Origin of the sequence: Microbacterium sp. NIBRBAC000506063, from assembly GCF_017968845.1 — a bacterium.
GTDB lineage: Bacteria > Actinomycetota > Actinomycetes > Actinomycetales > Microbacteriaceae > Microbacterium.
This window is the reverse complement of sequence record NZ_CP072876.1, coordinates 2,308,308-2,324,460: the sequence shown is the minus strand read 5'-3', so window position 1 is coordinate 2,324,460 and position 16,153 is coordinate 2,308,308. Positions and strand designations below refer to the sequence as shown.

Annotated in this window: 15 protein-coding genes and 4 pseudogenes; 5 read left to right on the top strand and 14 right to left on the bottom strand. The window is 69.2% G+C overall.

Going from position 1 to position 16,153, the window contains the following annotated elements:
* Positions 1–129: 129 nt before the first annotated feature.
* Complete coding sequence (locus tag KAE78_RS13160; protein WP_223171143.1) at positions 130–465, bottom strand: bacitracin resistance protein; 336 nt, start codon at positions 463–465, stop codon at positions 130–132.
* A gap of 25 nt (positions 466–490) precedes the next feature.
* Positions 491–946, bottom strand: coding sequence for a hypothetical protein (locus tag KAE78_RS13155; RefSeq protein WP_223171142.1), 456 nt, complete (start codon positions 944–946; stop codon positions 491–493).
* Between the two features lie 71 nt (positions 947–1,017).
* On the opposite strand from KAE78_RS13155, the gene KAE78_RS13150 reads away from it, so the two are divergent.
* The 3 genes from KAE78_RS13150 (at position 1,018) to KAE78_RS13145 (ending at position 2,587) form a co-directional block, all read left to right on the top strand.
* Entirely contained in the window at positions 1,018–1,785 is a 768-nt protein-coding gene (locus tag KAE78_RS13150; protein ID WP_223171141.1) for a hypothetical protein, read from the top strand.
* 2 nt (positions 1,786–1,787) lie between these two features.
* The gene (locus KAE78_RS17955; protein WP_262927672.1) at positions 1,788–1,910 is read left to right on the top strand and encodes a hypothetical protein; all 123 of its coding nucleotides are present in this window, start codon (positions 1,788–1,790) and stop codon (positions 1,908–1,910) included.
* Positions 1,911–2,269: 359 nt separating this feature from the next.
* Positions 2,270–2,587, top strand: coding sequence for a hypothetical protein (locus tag KAE78_RS13145; protein ID WP_223171140.1), 318 nt, complete (start codon positions 2,270–2,272; stop codon positions 2,585–2,587).
* 18 nt (positions 2,588–2,605) lie between these two features.
* Here the strand turns inward: KAE78_RS13145 and KAE78_RS13140 are convergent, their stop codons facing one another.
* From KAE78_RS13140 to KAE78_RS13100, 9 genes and pseudogenes are all read right to left on the bottom strand, one after another.
* Positions 2,606–3,337, bottom strand: a complete 732-nt coding sequence (locus KAE78_RS13140) for a copper homeostasis protein CutC (RefSeq protein WP_223171139.1) — start codon at positions 3,335–3,337, stop codon at positions 2,606–2,608.
* A 26-nt stretch (positions 3,338–3,363) separates the two neighbouring features.
* The gene (gene ilvC, locus KAE78_RS13135; RefSeq protein ID WP_223171138.1) at positions 3,364–4,392 is read right to left on the bottom strand and encodes a ketol-acid reductoisomerase; all 1,029 of its coding nucleotides are present in this window, start codon (positions 4,390–4,392) and stop codon (positions 3,364–3,366) included.
* Between the two features lie 109 nt (positions 4,393–4,501).
* Positions 4,502–5,010, bottom strand: a pseudogene (ilvN, locus tag KAE78_RS13130) (acetolactate synthase small subunit).
* Between the two features lie 3 nt (positions 5,011–5,013).
* Positions 5,014–6,816: an acetolactate synthase large subunit gene (locus tag KAE78_RS13125; protein ID WP_223171137.1), complete on the bottom strand. Its 1,803-nt coding sequence runs from the start codon at positions 6,814–6,816 to the stop codon at positions 5,014–5,016.
* Positions 6,817–6,880: 64 nt separating this feature from the next.
* Positions 6,881–8,599: a dihydroxy-acid dehydratase gene (ilvD, locus tag KAE78_RS13120; protein WP_223171136.1), complete on the bottom strand. Its 1,719-nt coding sequence runs from the start codon at positions 8,597–8,599 to the stop codon at positions 6,881–6,883.
* Positions 8,600–8,608: 9 nt separating this feature from the next.
* Positions 8,609–9,400 carry a trehalose-phosphatase gene (gene otsB, locus KAE78_RS13115; protein ID WP_223171135.1) on the bottom strand — a complete coding sequence of 264 codons (792 nt, stop codon included), beginning with the start codon at positions 9,398–9,400 and terminating at the stop codon, positions 8,609–8,611.
* A pseudogene (locus tag KAE78_RS13110) lies at positions 9,397–10,797 on the bottom strand (trehalose-6-phosphate synthase). Before KAE78_RS13110 ends, otsB begins: the two are co-directional and overlap by 4 nt.
* A gap of 36 nt (positions 10,798–10,833) precedes the next feature.
* The gene (locus KAE78_RS13105; RefSeq protein ID WP_223171134.1) at positions 10,834–11,130 is read right to left on the bottom strand and encodes a hypothetical protein; all 297 of its coding nucleotides are present in this window, start codon (positions 11,128–11,130) and stop codon (positions 10,834–10,836) included.
* A complete protein-coding gene (locus KAE78_RS13100) occupies positions 11,127–12,080 on the bottom strand; it encodes a hypothetical protein (RefSeq protein WP_223171133.1) in 954 nt (317 codons plus the stop codon). Before KAE78_RS13100 ends, KAE78_RS13105 begins: the two co-directional genes overlap by 4 nt.
* A 143-nt stretch (positions 12,081–12,223) precedes the next feature.
* Between KAE78_RS13100 and KAE78_RS13095 the strand changes: the two genes are divergently transcribed.
* Complete coding sequence (locus KAE78_RS13095; RefSeq protein ID WP_223171132.1) at positions 12,224–12,490, top strand: hypothetical protein; 267 nt, start codon at positions 12,224–12,226, stop codon at positions 12,488–12,490.
* 112 nt (positions 12,491–12,602) lie between these two features.
* On the opposite strand, the pseudogene KAE78_RS13090 reads toward KAE78_RS13095, so the two are convergent.
* From KAE78_RS13090 to KAE78_RS13080, 3 genes and pseudogenes are all read right to left on the bottom strand, one after another.
* Positions 12,603–13,786 (bottom strand): annotated as a pseudogene (locus tag KAE78_RS13090) (acetyl-CoA C-acetyltransferase).
* On the bottom strand, positions 13,783–14,436 hold the full coding sequence (locus KAE78_RS13085) for a CoA transferase subunit B (protein WP_223171131.1): 654 nt from the start codon (positions 14,434–14,436) through the stop codon (positions 13,783–13,785). Before KAE78_RS13085 ends, KAE78_RS13090 begins: the two are co-directional and overlap by 4 nt.
* 2 nt (positions 14,437–14,438) lie before the next feature.
* Positions 14,439–15,212, bottom strand: coding sequence for a CoA transferase subunit A (locus tag KAE78_RS13080; protein ID WP_223171130.1), 774 nt, complete (start codon positions 15,210–15,212; stop codon positions 14,439–14,441).
* Positions 15,213–15,316: 104 nt separating this feature from the next.
* Here KAE78_RS13080 and KAE78_RS13075 point away from each other — a divergent pair.
* Positions 15,317–16,107 (top strand): annotated as a pseudogene (locus KAE78_RS13075) (IclR family transcriptional regulator).
* Positions 16,108–16,153 lie beyond the last annotated feature (46 nt).

The window sequence follows — 16,153 nt, the reverse complement described above, 5'->3', positions numbered from 1 at the left end:
GGAATCCTTCGGGTTGGCGCCGCAGCGCGGAACAGACCGATGCGCCGCACACCGTGGGGGCGCGATCATCACCACTTTAGCGGAGCAGCGCACGCCGCCCGGACGTGTGACGACCCGTGACGGACGGCGTCAGGCGGCGAACAGCGTCGGCGAGGCGGCGAAATGCGCCACCACGTTCAGCCAAAAAACCGCGACGACCCCGAGCCCGGCGATCGCGACGAGGAAGAGCTCCAGCGCCCCGCGTCCGTTGCCGATCGCGTACACGATCGCGAAGGCGATGAGCGGGAACAGGATCGCGAAGATCAGCACGAACCACCCGTAGAGCGAGAGGCCGCCCGTGGAGTGCTCGATGAGGAAGGCGACCGCGTTCCACAGCGCATAGGCGTAGAGGAGGCCGGTCAGCCCGAGGATCGCCACCGCCGCCCAGCGCGGCGCGGGCGTCCTGACCGCGGTATCGGATGTCACAGTCCACCTCCGAGAGAGCCGAACATCACGAACGGCCAGGGAATGAGCACGACGACCCCGCCAGCAGCGCCACGAGGCGCACCCAGGACTTCGAGCGCCGGGTGAGCACCCAGGCGGCGAGGAACCACAGGGCCGGTGCCGCGACGGCGAGCCACATCGCGGCCTGGTAGGCGACGGCATCCGATACCAGGAACAGCGCCACGCCCTGCAGACGGAACCCGCCGACGATCCAGCCCACGATGTACAGCAGGTAGGCGCCGCCGATCACCCCCAGCGACACCAGCATGGGCGTACTCATCGGCTCGGGCTCGCCCGGCGCGATCACGGCGCCGTCGGCGGTGATCCGCCCGACGGTCTCGCTGCCTTTGCCGATCGCGTCCCAGCCCTCGGGAAGGGCGGGCGCGGAGGTCTCCTTCCGTGCCGCAACGGGCGGGTCATCATCGCCCTCCCAGCTCAGGGCATCTTCGGCGTCGCGAACCATGTCTCTACCGTAGCCGCCCGCGACGGCACCCCACTAGGATCGACTCGTTGACATACGGGAGGACACCGCACATGGCCGACAGTGCCGAGAAGAAGACCACCACGACCGAGAAGAAGTGGGTCGCCACCGAAGGCGCCAAGAGCCAGGCGAAGAGCAAGAGGATCATCGCACTCATCCTCTGGGCCATCGCGATCGCCCTGGAGGCCGTCGGGATCTTCTGGTTGCTGCGCCAGCGCGAGTTCGTCGGCGAGGACGGTACCTTCGTCCGTGATCAGGAGACCGGTCTGCTCGAGCAGCAGAACGCGACCGCGGTCTTCCCGACCTGGGCCTTCGTCACCCTGATCGTGCTCCTCGTGGTCATCGCCGCCCTCGCGATCACGGGCTCCCTGCTGTGGAAGAAGGCCAACGCGCTCGACCCCGCCAGCAAGGAGGACAAGGTCCGCTTCTTCGTGCAGAACCAGCTGGGCGCGATCATCGCGATCATCGCCTTCCTGCCGCTGGTACTGCTCATCTTCCTGAACAAGGACATGAGCGGCACCCAGAAGGGCGTCGCCGGAGGCGTCGGGATCGTGCTCGCACTCGTGGCCGCCTACTTCGGCGCCAGCTTCTCGCCCCCTCGGTCGAGCAGTACACGGCCGACCAGTCGACCGTCATCCAGCTCCTCGGCGAAGACAATGTCTACTGGGTCGCCGGCGGCAGCGTCTACCACGTCTGCGAAGACGTCCCCGATATCCAGACCGGCAGCGAGATCCACAGCGGCACCACCGCCGAAGCAGTCGAAGCCGGCAAGAACCGACTCACGCTGCGCTTCGCCTCTGAACTGCAGGCATGCGGTCTGAACGTGCCGGAGAACTCCGACGAGATCGCCGCGGCACTGCGCGAGATCCAGGCCGGCAACACCGACACGCTCCTGCCCGCCCCGGTATGGGAGAACCCCGAGGACGCCCCGATCGTCATCAACTGACCGCTTCCGCGAACACGCCGCCGCGTCCGCTCCTCTCGAGCGGGCGCGGCGGCGTCTCACGGCTGCGACGCCCAGTCCTGCGTCAGTACCGGACGACCCCCGACGAGGTGGCGCGCTTGCGCCGGAGGAGGAACCGCGTCGGAATCATGGGAGCCCCCGCACCTCAACCGGAGGTGCTATCCGAGTCCGGTGCGCCGGGCAAGGGGTATCGCGCCGACGAGGCGGCAGCGCTACCTTGGCGTCATGACCAGAATCCTCGGGGCGGTGCTGATCGGGCTCTCCGTCGCCGCCTTCCTCAACGCCGCCCGCCTCTGGCGGCCCTGCTTCGAGGGGTCACCACGGAAGCCTGCCTGTACGCGATGGACAACCCGACGCCCGCCTATGCCGTGTTCTGGATCGTCGCGCTCGCACCGGCCCTCGTAGCCCTGCCCTGGGCGCCGAAGGCTGGGCTGCTCGGTGTCGGCATCCTTCTGTTCGTGAACCCGATCGGTGACTACGCCATCTCCAGCATCATGATGACGGTGCTGCACGAGTCGCCCTGGGACGCTCCGATCGGTCTGGGATTCCCGACGGCCGTCGGCATCGCCGCGACGGGCATCGTGATCATCGTCGGCGGCGAGCTCCGGCGAGCACGTCGCCGGTCCGCCGAAGCCGCCGCACAGCCCGCTCTCGCCTGAGAGTCGCGGCGCCGGCGTTCAGGCCCAGGCTCCGAGGGCATCGGATGCCGCAACCACCGTCGCCGCATCCGTCACGTCGTATCCCACGGCTCCCCCGCCGCCGGGGCCGCCGCCGGAGTCCCCGGCGCGACGGCGCGCCGACAGATGCACGGCGTCGACACCGGTGGAGATGAGCGCAGGGATGTCTTCCACGCGGACGCCACCGCCGGCCATGATCTCCAGGCGTCCGGCGGCACGCTCGACCATGCGCGCGAGACTGCCGGTGCCGTCGATGCTGCGTGCCGCTCCCCCGGAGCTGAGAACGCGCCTCACGCCGAGGTCCGCCAGGTCGTCGATGAGGGCGACGGGATCGCCCAGCGTGTCGATCGCGCGGTGGAAGACGATCTCGGCGTGCTCCGCGGCATCCGACCATCGGCGCAGCGCCTCCGCATCCGCGCCGCCCTCGGGCGTGAGCGCGCCGACGACCACGCTGCCGGCCCCACGGCTCACGACGGCACGGATGTCGCGGGCGACCGCATCGACCTCATCGGCGTCGTACACGAAGCCACCGGGACGCGGCCGCACGAGCACGGCGACCCGCCGCGGGTCGACGGCGTCGAACGCCGACTCGACGACGCCGATCGAGGGCGTGAGGCCGCCGACCTCCAGCGCCTGACACAGCTCGAGGCGGTCGGCGCCGGAGGCGAGAGCGACGCGCGCGCCCGCACTGTCCTGCACGGCGATCTCCAGCAGGACGGCGCGGGCGCGCATGTCAGAGGTGGTACGGGTCACGTGTGTCAGCGCGCAGCCGAACCATCCACGTAGTCCTCGTCCTGCTGCTTCCAGGCGAACAGGGAGCGCAGCTCCTTGCCGGTGGCCTCGATCGGGTGGGTCTCCTCCTTGGCGCGCAGCGACAGGAACTCCTCACCGCCGTTGTCCTGGTCGTCGATGAAGCGCTTCGCGAAGGCACCCGACTGGATGTCGGCGAGGACACCCTTCATGCTCTCCTTGACGGCGCTGTCGATGACGCGCGGGCCGGAGACGTAGTCGCCGTACTCGGCGGTGTCGGAGATCGACCAGCGCTGCTTGGCGATGCCGCCCTCCCACATGAGGTCGACGATGAGCTTGAGCTCGTGCAGCACCTCGAAGTAGGCGATCTGCGGCTGGTACCCCGCCTCGACGAGGGTCTCGAAGCCCGCCTGCACGAGGTGGCTCATGCCGCCGCAGAGCACGGCCTGCTCACCGAACAGGTCGGTCTCGGTCTCTTCGGTGAAGGTGGTCTTGATGACGCCCGCACGGGTGCCGCCGATGGCCTTCGCGTAGGAGAGGGCGAGGTCCCACGCCTTGCCCGAGGCATCCTTCTCCACGGCGATGATGTCCGGGATGCCGCGACCGGCGACGAACTCGCGACGCACCGTGTGGCCGGGCGCCTTCGGCGCGACGAGGATCACGTCGACGCCCTCAGGAGCGTCGATGTAGCCGAAGCGGATGTTGAAGCCGTGCGCGAAGGCGAGGGCCTTGCCCGGGGTCAGCTTGTCCTTGATGGAGTCGCTGTAGATGCCGCGCTGGTGCTGGTCGGGGGCGAGGATCATGATGACGTCGGCCCACTCGGTGGCGTCGGCGACGTTCTTGACCGGGAAACCGGCCTCCTCCGCCTTGGCGATCGACTTCGACCCTTCCTTGAGTGCGATGGCGACCTCGACGCCCGAGTCGCGCAGGTTCTGCGCGTGGGCGTGCCCCTGGGAGCCGTAGCCGACGATGGCCACCTTCTTGCCCTGGATGATCGACAGGTCGGCGTCGCTGTCGTAGAAGATCTCGGTGCTCACTGTTGTTTCTCCTTGATTCTGGTGAGGTTCGGCCCCTGAGCCTGTCGAAGGGCCGAAATCGGTGACGGGCGCCTCGACAGGCTCAGCGACCGTGGTCTTGGTTTATGGTTCAGCCGCGCAGGACGCGCTCTGTGATGCTCTTGGATCCGCGGCCGATGGCGACGAGACCCGACTGCGCGATCTCCTTGATGCCGAAGGGCTCCAGAGCCCGCAGCAGCGCGTCGACCTTGCCCTTGTCGCCGGTCACTTCGACGACGAGCGCATCGGTGGAGTAGTCCACGACCGACGCGCGGAAGAGGTTCACGACCTCCAGCACGTTCGAGCGCGTGGTGTTGTCGGTGCGCACCTTGATCAGCATGTGCTCGCGCTGGACGGATGCCGCGAAATCGAGCTCGACGATCTTGATGACGTTCACCAGCTTGTTCAGCTGCTTGGTGACCTGCTCCAGAGGCAGATCCTCGACATCCACGACGACGGTGATGCGCGAGATCCCGGGGACCTCGGTCACCCCACCGCGAGCGAGTGGATGTTGAAGCCGCGACGGGCGAAGAGCCCGGCGACGCGGGTCAGAAGGCCCGGACGATCCTCCACCAGGAGGCTCAGCACGTGAGTGGACATGGTCTACGCCTCCTCGTCGAACGTCGGCGCGTGATCGCGCGCGTACTGCACATAGCTGTTGCTCACGCCCTGCGGGACCATCGGCCACACCATGGCGTCGGCGCTGACGACGAAATCGATCACGACGGGGCGGTCGTTCGTCTCCAGGGCGGTCTCGATCGCGGCATCCACGTCCTCTTCCTTCTCGACGCGGATCGCGAGGCAACCGTAGGCCTCGGCGAGCTTGACGAAGTCGGGGATGCGCACGGTGTCGTGGCCGGTGTTCAGATCGGTGTTGGAGTACCGGCCGTCGTAGAACAGCGTCTGCCACTGGCGCACCATGCCCAGCGAGGAGTTGTTGATGATCGCGACCTTGATCGGGATGTTGTTGATCGCGCAGGTCGCGAGCTCCTGGTTGGTCATCTGGAAGCAGCCGTCGCCGTCGATCGCCCACACGACGCGGTCGGGCTCGGCGACCTTGGCGCCCATCGCGGCCGGCACCGAGTAGCCCATGGTGCCGGCACCGCCGGAGTTGAGCCAGGCGTTGGGGCGCTCGTACTTGATGAACTGCGCCGCCCACATCTGGTGCTGGCCGACGCCGGCGGCGTAGATCGCCTCCGGGCCGGTGAGCTCTCCGATGCGCTGGATCACGTACTGCGGCGCCAGCAGCCCATCGGTGGGCGCCGTGTAGCCGAGCGGGAACTCTGCCCGGAGCCCGTCCAGGTAGGACCACCACTCCTCGATGTCGGGCGTGGAGTCGCCGATCGCGCTGCGGAACGCCGACTCGAGGTCGACGATCACATCGCGCACATCGCCCACGATCGGCACATCGGCGGTGCGGATCTTGGAGATCTCGGCCGGGTCGATGTCGACGTGCACGACCTTCGCGTGCGGGGCGAACAGGGCCGCCTTGCCGGTCACGCGGTCGTCGAAGCGCGCGCCGAGGGAGATGAGGAGGTCGGCCTCCTGCAGAGCCAGCACCGCGGGAACCGTGCCGTGCATGCCCGGCATGCCGAGATGCTGGGCGTGCGAGTCGGGGAAGGCACCGCGCGCCATGAGCGTCGTGACCACCGGGGCGCCCGTCGCCTCGGCGAGGCTGAGCAGTTCCGCCGAGGCGCGACCGCGGATGACCCCGCCGCCGACGTACAGCACGGGCTTCTTGGCGTCGGCCAGAAGGGCTGCTGCCGCCTGGATCTGCTTGCCGTGGGCCTTGGTGACCGGACGGTAGCCGAGGAGCTCGACCTTGGGCGGCCACACATAGGGGGCCACCGCCTGCTGGGCGTCCTTGGTGATGTCCACGAGCACGGGGCCGGGGCGACCGGTGCCGGCGATCTCGAACGCCGCGGCGATCGCTCCGGGGATCTCCGAGGCCTGGGTGACGAGGATCGAGTGCTTCGTGATCGGCATCGTGATACCGACGATGTCGGCCTCCTGGAAGGCGTCCGTGCCCATGAGGGTGGAGAACACCTGACCGGTGATGCAGACCATCGGCACCGAGTCCATGTAGGCGTCGGCGATGGCCGTGACGAGGTTGGTCGCACCGGGGCCGGAGGTCGCGATCGCGACACCGACCTTCCCGGATGCGGCGGCGTACCCTTCGGCGGCGTGACCGGCGCCCTGCTCGTGACGGACGAGGATGTGACGGATCTCGGACGCGTCCATCATCGGGTCGTAGACCGGGAGGATGGCTCCGCCGGGGATCCCGAAGACGTCCGTGACGCCGAGGTTCTCCAGCGATCGGACGACGGCCTCGGCCCCGGTGATCTCGGGGGCGGCGGCAGGTCGGGACGGCGGCCGTGGCACGGCCTGGGAGGGATCAGCACTCATTGAGGTTCCTGTCGATGTCGAAACTCTGTCACGCGAGGCGAGCGCAGGGCTGCGCCGGGGTGATCTAACCCGTCGTCGCGCCCTCGGCAGCGGACCGGACAAGACGGGAGTATTTGGCAAGAACGCCACGGGTATAGCGCGGAGGAAGTGGCTCCCAGCCTTCTCGGCGGGAGCTCAGCTCTGCCTCTTCGACGAGTAGGTCAAGAGTGCGAGCTGCGATATCGACCCGTATCAGATCACCATCGCGCACGAAGGCGATGGGACCAGCGTCCACCGCTTCGGGTGCTATGTGGCCGATGCACAGGCCGGTTGTGCCGCCTGAGAATCGTCCGTCAGTCAAGAGTAGTACATCTTTTCCGAGCCCCGCGCCCTTGATGGCCGCGGTGATGGCCAGCATCTCGCGCATGCCGGGGCCGCCCTTGGGTCCTTCGTAGCGGATGACGATGACATCGCCGGCGTTGACCTCGCCGTTCGCCAGCGCGTCCATCGCGGCGCGTTCGCGCTCGAACACGCGCGCCGGCCCCTCGAAGACGTCGGCGTCGAAGCCGGCCGACTTCACCACGGCGCCCTCGGGCGCCAGTGAGCCGTGCAGGATCGTGATGCCGCCGGAGGCGTGGATCGGGTCGTCGAAGGTGTGGATGACCTCACCGTCGATGGGGTCGGGGTTCAGCTCGGCGAGGTTCTCGGCCACGGTCTTCCCGGTGACCGTCAGTGCGTCGCCGTGGATCAGGCCTTCATCGAGCATCGCCTTCATGATGACCGGGATGCCGCCATGACGGTCGACGTCGTTCATGACGTACTTGCCGAAGGGCTTCATGTCGGCCACGTGCGGCGTCCTGCTGCCGATGCGGTTGAAGTCGTGCAGGCTCAACTCGACCTGGGCCTCGCGGGCGATCGCGAGGAGGTGGAGGACGACGTTGGTCGAGCCACCGAGTGCCATGGCGAGGGCGATGGCGTTCTCGAACGCCTCCTTCGTCAGGATGTCACTGGTCGTGATGCCCTGCCGCAGCAGGTTCACGACCGCCTCGCCGGAGCGGCGGGCGAAGTAGTCGCGGCGACGGTCGGCGGAGGGCGGGGCGGCCGAGCCGGGCAGGCTCAGGCCCAGCGCCTCGGCGACGGAGGCCATGGTGTTGGCGGTGTACATGCCGCCGCAGGCGCCCTCGCCGGGCGCGAAGGAGCATTCGATGCGCTTGAGGTCCTCTTCGGTCATCCGGCCGGCACGACAGGCGCCGACGCCCTCGAAGGAGTCGATGATCGTGATCTCCTTCTCCGTGCCGTCGGAGAGCTTGACCCAGCCCGGGGCGATCGAGCCGGCGTAGAGGAAGACACTGGAGAGGTCGAGGCGGGCGGATGCCATGAGCATGCCCGGGATCGACTTGTCGCAGCCCGCCAGCAGCACGCTGCCGTCGAGCCGTTCGGCCATGATGACCGTCTCGACGGAGTCGGCGATGACCTCGCGCGAGACGAGGGAGAAGTGCATGCCCTCGTGGCCCATCGAGATGCCGTCCGAGACGGAGATCGTGCCGAACTGCAGCGGGTAGCCGCCGCCGGAGTGCACGCCCTCCTTTGCGCCCTGCGCCAGACGGTCCAGGCTCAGGTTGCAGGGGGTGATCTCGTTCCAGCTCGACGCGATGCCGATCTGCGGCTTGTCCCAGTCGGCGTCGCCCATGCCGACGCCGCGGAGCATGCCGCGGGAGGTCGTTGCCTCGATGCCGTCGGTGACGACGCGGCTGCGGGGCTTCATGTCGATGGGCGCAGAGGAGGAAGGCTCGTGGGAGGACATAGACGAAGTCTATTCCCGTCCGGCGGCGCGCTCGGTCGCCAGTGCGTCCAAGAGCAGGGCGATCTGTTGTGGACTCTCGACACGCAGGGTGGCCGCGGTCTCCCCCGCCCCGACGCGCACACCGAGGTCGCCCGCGCCCAGCACACGCATGGCATCCTCGTCGGTCACATCGTCGCCGGCGAAGAGGACGCCGGTGGCGTCGAAGCGCTCCCGCAATATGCCGATCGCGGCATCCTTTCCGGTCGCCGTCGACGAGAACTCCAGGATGTTGTGCCCCTGTCGGCGACGCCAGTGCGGCGCACGTTCGGCCATCAGCTCGTCGACGGCGGCGAAGACGGCCTCCTCGACCTCGGGCGCGGCCAGGCGCGTGTGCACGCCGAACCCCAGCGCCTTCGGCTCGAAGTTCGCTCCCGCATGGCCGTCCAGGAGCGTGCGCACGAGATCGCCGAGCTCGGCGCGGAGCTCGGAGGCGGCATCCGCCGGCTGCTCCTCACCCTGCCCCGGATACCAGTACTGGGCACCGTGCGAGCCCGCCAGGACGATCGGCGAGTCATCGTCGTGCTCGGCGATGACCCTCAGATCGTGCATGCTGCGCCCCGAGACGTAGGCGACAGTGGTGTCGGGCAGAGCCGCCAGTCGCTCGACCTGCTCCCGGACCTCGGGGAGCGCGCGGGCCGCCATCGGATCGTCGACGAGCGGCGAGGCGGTGCCGTCGAAGTCCAGGGCGACGAGCAGGCGCGGCGTGGCGGCCAGCGTGCGAAGGGGCGGCTCGGCGGCATCCGGAGACCACAGGCGGGTCATGCGCGCCCCTCCCGGGCCTCGGCGAGAGCGGCGAGGAAGGAGTCGGACCACGCCGTGACGTCGTTCTCCAGCACGCGCTTGCGCAGCGACCGCATCCGCCTTCCCTGTTCGGCGGGCGGCATCTCGATGGCGGTCATGATCGCGTCCTTGAGCCCTTCGATGTCGTGGGGGTTCACGCGCACGGCCCGGCGCAGCTCATCGGCGGCGCCGGTGAACTCGCTGAGCACCAGCACGCCGCGGTTGTCCCGCGGGTCGCGACGTACTCCTTCGCCACGAGGTTCATGCCGTCGCGGAGCGCCGTGACGAGCATGACGTCGGCGGCGAGGTAGAGGGCGACCATCTCCTCGCGCGGGAAGCCCTGGTGCAGATAGCGGATCGCGGTGTGGCCGGTCGTGTCGTGATCGCCGTTGATCCGGGCCACCGACAGCTCGATCTCGTCGCGCAGCTGCATGTACGCGTCCACCCGCTCGCGGCTCGGGCTCGCCACCTGCACGAAGGTGACGTCCTCCACCGAGATCCGCCCCTGGTCCAGCAGCTCTCCGTAGGCCTTGATGCGATGACGGATACCCTTGGTGTAGTCGAGCCGGTCGACGCCGAGCAGGATCTTCTTGGGACCACCCAGGCCCTCGCGGATCTCGGCCGCGCGGGCGAGGATGTCGGGGCGCTGTGCCATCTCACGGTACGGCGCCGTGTCGATGGAGATCGGGAAGCCCTTCACGAGCGGCGTGCGGCCATCGGGCAGCGCGACCGTGGAGGCCTTCACCTCGTAGCGGAGCCGCCGGCGCACCGCGGCGAGGAAGTAGGTGGCGTCCTGCGCGCGCTGGAATCCGATGACGTCGGCGCCCAGGAGACCTTCGAGCACCTGATCGCGCCAGGGCAGCTGGGCGTAGAGGCCGTGCGCGGGGAAGGGGATGTGATGGAAGTAGCCGATCGTGACATTGGGGCGCAGCTCGCGCAGCATCCGCGGCACCAGCTGCAGCTGGTAGTCGTGCACCCAGACGGTGCCGCCGGAGGCGGTGGCGCGTGCGGCCGCCTCCGCGAAGCGCCGGTTCACCCGCACGTAGGCGTCCCACCATTCGCGGTGGAACTGCGGCGGCGCGATCACGTCGTGGTACAGCGGCCAGATCGTGTCGTTCGAGAAGCCCTCGTAGTACTCGGCGACCTCCTCGGCGCTGAGGGAGACCGGGATGAGCGCGAGGCCGTCGAAGGTGAAGGGGCCACCTCGAGATCGGGCTGGCCCGCCCATCCGACCCAGGCGCCCTGCGCCTGCTTCATCACGGGTTCGAGGGCGGCCACGAGACCCCAGGAGACGGCCGCCAGGACTCCTCGCCGTCGCCCGTGACGACCCGGTCCACCGGCAGGCGATTGGCGACGACGACGAATTCTGCTGCGGACACGGCGGCTCCTTACGACGGTGACGCGTTCTCCCCAGGCTACCGAGGTCTGCGTGCAGCCCGATGGACCGCGCTCAACGGCCAGTTGATCGCCGCCATGGCCACCACGACCACGGCCGCGGCGATCGGGACGAGCAGTGCCGCGTCGGCGCCGGCGCGATCGGCCAGGATCCCCGTGGCGGCAGCGGCGACGGACTGGCCGACGATGACGCCGGAGCCGAGCATCGTCATGACCGTCGCCGAGCGGCCCGCCGGGCTCCGTGCCGCACCGAAGCTGTACTGCGTCACGAGTGTCGGGCCGATGCCGATGCCGATCACGGCGAGCGCCGCCATCATCCCCGCAGGTGTCTCGACGAGGGGCAGCAGGAGCGTGCCCAGCAGCAGGATGACGGCGAAGACCAGCCAGCGGGCGCGCAGTGTGAACCGCGCCGGGAACCAGGCGACCCGAGCGCGAGCAGCGCCGAGCCGATCCCCATCACCCCGTACAGGAGCCCGCCTGCTCCGGCGCGCCGCGCTCGTCCATGAAGGCCGTCAGCGACGTCAGCATCGAGCCGAAGAACAAGCCGACCCCGAAGATGCCCACGACCACGACGAGCAGGGCGGGCGGAAGAGATCGGATGCCGGCGAGGGCGCCTTCCCGTCCTCCCGCGCGCCAGCGCGATGTGCTTCCCGCTCGGATGCAGCGCGAAGGCGCCGACGAACAGCACCGTGAGCGCCGCCGCTCCCGCCAGCGGCGCCCAGGGCGCGATGAGCGAGGCGAACAGGCCCACGATGAAGGGCCCGAACACGAACACCATTTCATCGGCGGCCGATTCGTAGGCCATCGTCCCCGAGACCGTCCGCGCCTGCCGGCTCGCCGGCATCCGCTCGCTGATCATGGTCACCAGCCGGGAGCGCGACATCGGCGCCACCTGCGGCGCCGTCGCGCCTATGCCGAACCCCGCGAGCAGCACGAGGGCGTCGGAGGCGTCGCCGTAGACGATGAGGCCGAACACCGCCAGCATCGTGCCGTTCGCCAAGGCGAGGACCACGAGGACGGGTCGCTGTCCGAAACGATCCGCGGCCGCGCCCAGGAGCGGGCCGAAGATCGCCGTGCCGACGCCGACGGCGGCCGAGGTCAGACCGCCGACCGAGAGCGAGCCGCGCGCGGAGACGACGACGGTGAGAACGCCGACGACCATCATCGCGAACGGCAGGCGGGCGACGAAGGCGATCAGGAAGTAGGGCAGTCCTGCGATCTGCAGGAGACTGCGTTCGGAAGCAGGGGAAGAAACAGAATGGGACATGGCTTGCACCTCCGCGGGAGCGGGGTCAGGGTGCCGCCGCTTTCCGCCGGAGGATGCCGGCGGCCGGTAGATACACAGTCAAGGGGCCGCCGGGCGATGCCGGGGCCACCACAGATTCTAGCGCTCGGGGTAGCGTGGAGCACATGGGCTACCTCTTCAGCACCGGGATCATCGGGGCGATCACCGCCGGAATGTCACTGCTTCGCGGGTCGCGTGAACAGGAGTGGACCTGGCGCGTGGCCCTCGCCTGGCTCAGCTGGGGCATCACCCTCGCGCTCGCCATCGGCGCGATCGTCGACCTCAACCGCGAGCGCCGCGGTGTTCCCACCGCCGACGTGGAGCCGCTGAACAAGGAGACACGGAAGCAGCTCAAGCGCGCCGAGAAGCAGCTCAAGCGCCGCGACGGCTGAGAGGACTCAGCCGCCGCCCTGCCCTGCCGAGTGGTCCCACAGATTCGGGCTCTCGCAGGGCGAGAAGGTGAATCTGTGAGACCACTCGCGACAGAGCGGGTGCCGCGCGCCGTCAGCGGGTGAGGATGAGGGCCTCGCCCTGACCTCCTCCTCCGCAGAGGCCGACGGCTGCCGTGCCGGAGCCGCGTCGCGCCAGCTCATGCGCCAGGTGCACGACCAGGCGCGTACCGGAGGCCCCGATCGGGTGACCGATCGCGATTCCACCGCCGTGGATGTTCACGATGTCCGGGGAGACCCCGAGTTCGCGCACCGAGCGCGCGACGACGGCGCCGAAGGCCTCGTTGATCTCGACGAGGTCGAGGTCGGATGCCGCGATCCCCTGCTTCTCGAGGGCACGCTCGATCGCGCGCGAGGGCTGCGCCTGGAGCGAGTTGTCGGGACCGGCGACCTGGCCGTTCGCCCCGATCACGACGAGCACGGGCCACCCCTGCGCCTCGGCGTTCTCGCGGGTCGTGACGATCACCGCGGAGGCGCCGTCGGAGATCTGCGAGGAGTTGCCCGCGGTGATCGTGCCGTCCTTCGCGAACGCCGGGCGTAGACCGGCGAGGGACTCGACCGTCGTGTCGGGACGGACGCCCTCGTCCTTGGTCACGACGATCGGCTCGCCGCGACGCTGGGGCACCTCGACGGGGACGATCTCGGCGTCGAAGACACCGGCCTCCTGCGCCGCGGCGGCGCGCTGATGCGAGAGGGCTGCGACATGGTCCTGATCTTCGCGGGTGAGCTCGAACCGCTCGTTGTGGCGCTCGGTCGACAGGCCCATGCTCTCGTTGTCGTAGGCGTCGGTCAGCCCGTCGTAGGCCATGTGGTCGAGAACCTCGACGCTGCCGTAGGCCCAGCCGTCGCGCGAGCCCATGAGCAAGTGCGGGGCACGGGTCATCGATTCCATGCCTGCGGCGACGACCGTCGTGGCGTCGCCGCTGTCGATCATGCGCTTGGCGTCGATGATCGCGGTGAGCCCCGACAGGCACACCTTGTTGACCGAGTGTGCGGGAACGTCCCAGCCGAGGCCCGCCCCGATGGCCGCCTGGCGGGCGGCGTTCTGCCCGGAGCCGGCCGCCAGCACCTGGCCGATGATGACCGCGTCGACGGCATCCGGAGAGACACCCCCTGCTCCAGTGCGCCGCGGATCGCGAAGGACCCGAGCTGCGGAGCGGTGAACGACGCCAGCTGCCCCTTCAGGCGACCCTGCGCGGTGCGCGCGGCGGCGACGATGACGACATCGGTGGCATTCATGCGGTCTCCTTCAGGTTCTCCGAGACGATCAGCGCCGGCTCGGTGGCGGCGACGACCTCCTCGACCGTAACGCCCGGGGCGGTCTCGACGAGCACGAGTCCTTCATCGGTGACGTCGATGACGGCGAGATCGGTGATGATCCGGTCGACGACGCCGCGCCCCGTCAGCGGCAGCGAGCACTCGTTCACGACCTTCGCCGAGCCGTCCTTGGCGACGTGCTCCATCAGTACGATCACCTTCGCCGCGCCGTGGACGAGGTCCATCGCGCCGCCCGGACCCTTGACCATCTTGCCGGGGATCATCCAGTTGGCGATGTCGCCGGTGGCCGAGACCTGCATCGCGCCGAGGATCGCCGCGTCGATCTTGCCGCCGCGGATCATGCCGAAGCTGGTCGCCGAGTCGAAGAAGGCCGAGCCGGGCAGGGTGGTGACCGTCTCCTTGCCCGCGTTGATCAGATCGGGGTCGACATTCTCCTCGGTCGGGTACGGCCCGACGCCGAGGATGCCGTTCTCGGACTGCAGCACCACCGTGACACCCTCGGGAACATAGTTCGGCACGAGAGTCGGCAGGCCGATGCCGAGGTTCACATAGGAGCCGTCGGAGAGCTCTTGCGCCGCGCGGGCCGCCATCTGGTTGCGGTCGAGTCCCATGCTCAGGCTCCTTCCACGGCGACCGTGCGCCGTTCGATGCGCTTCTCGATGTCGCTGCCGACCTCGACGATGCGGTGGACGAACACGCCCGGGAGGTGGATCGCGTCGGGGTCGAGCTCACCGGGCTCGACGAGGCGCTCCACCTGGGCGATGCAGACACGGCCGGCCATCGCCGCCAGAGGGTTGAAGTTGCGTGCCGCCTTGTTGAAGACGAGGTTGCCGTGACGATCGCCGACGGCGGCGTGCACGAGCGAGAAGTCGGTGGCGATCGCCTCTTCCAGCACGAACTCGCGCTCCTCGCCGCGGACCTCGAACACGCGGGTGTCCTTCACGGGCGAGGCGACGGCGATCTGACCGTCGGCGCCGTAGCGACGCGGGAGCCCGCCCTCGGCCACCTGCGTGCCGACGCCGGTCTGCGTGAAGAAGGCGGCGATGCCGGAGCCGCCGGCGCGCAGCTTCTCGGCGAGCGTGCCCTGGGGCGTGAGCTCCAGCTCCAGCTCGCCCGAGAGGAACTGGCGCTCGAACTCCTTGTTCTCGCCGACGTAGGACGAGGTCATCTTGCGGATGCGCTTGGCCTGCAGCAGAACGCCCAGGCCCCAGTCGTCGACGCCGCAGTTGTTGCTGACGATGCTGAGGTCGGTCGTGCCCTGGGCGAGCAGCGCCTCGATGAGGGCGATGGGGTTTCCGGAGAGTCCGAACCCGCCGACGGCCAGCGATGTCCCGTCGGGGATGTCGGCCACTGCCTCAGCGGCAGAACTCCACTGTTTGTCGATCACGCGGCACTCCTTCGTGTAAGTCGTCATTCCAGCATCCGTCGTCCGCGCGAGGGGAACAAGCCCGTGCTTGCCATGTGGCCAGGATTCGGACTAGCGTCCACATTATGGAATCACTCTCGACTCGGACGGTGCCCGGCGCGCAGGCCATCGCCCGGGCCGCGCTCCTGCTCCGTCTCGTCACCTCTGCGGGCGAGGGCGGGGGCGCGCTGCACGAGCTCGCCGTCAAGGCGGGCCTGAGCCGATCCACCGCCCACCGTCTGCTCTCCGCACTGCGGGCGGAGGGCCTCGTCGACCGCGATGAGGAGACCTCGCGATGGATGCCGGGACCCGAGCTCTTCCTTATGGGGAGCGTGGCCGCGGCACGCTACGACGTGACCGCGGTCGCGCGTGACATCGTGCGCTCCCTGGCGGTCACGACCGAGGAGAGCGCGTTCCTGTCGGTGCGCCGCGCGGACGAGACTGTGTGCCTGCTGCGCGAGGACGGCTCCTTCCCGATCCGCTCCTTCGTGCTCAGCGAAGGCGTGCGCTTCCCGCTCGGCGTCGCCAGTGCCGGCCTCGCGATCCTCTCGTTCCTGCCTGATCACGATGTGGATGCCTATCTGGGTCGCCACACCGACCTCGACGACGCCTGGGGACGCCCCCATTCCGAGTCGCCCCTGCGCAAGCGGATCGCCGAAACGAAGGCCCGCGGCTTCGCGATCAACCCCGGACTCATCGTGGAGGGCAGCTGGGGCATCGGCGCGGCCGTCTTCGATCGGGTGGGCCGCCCGAATGGGCGCTGAGCCTCACCGGCGTCGAGTTCCGCTTCGGCCCCGACCGCATCCAGTCGCTCGGGCGCACGCTCCTGGCGCATGCGCACGAGCTGTCGTCGCGGATCGCGAACGTACGAAGGTGACCGCCCTCTCCCGGTCGAGCAACCGCGTTTCGTCTCGCTCGGCCTT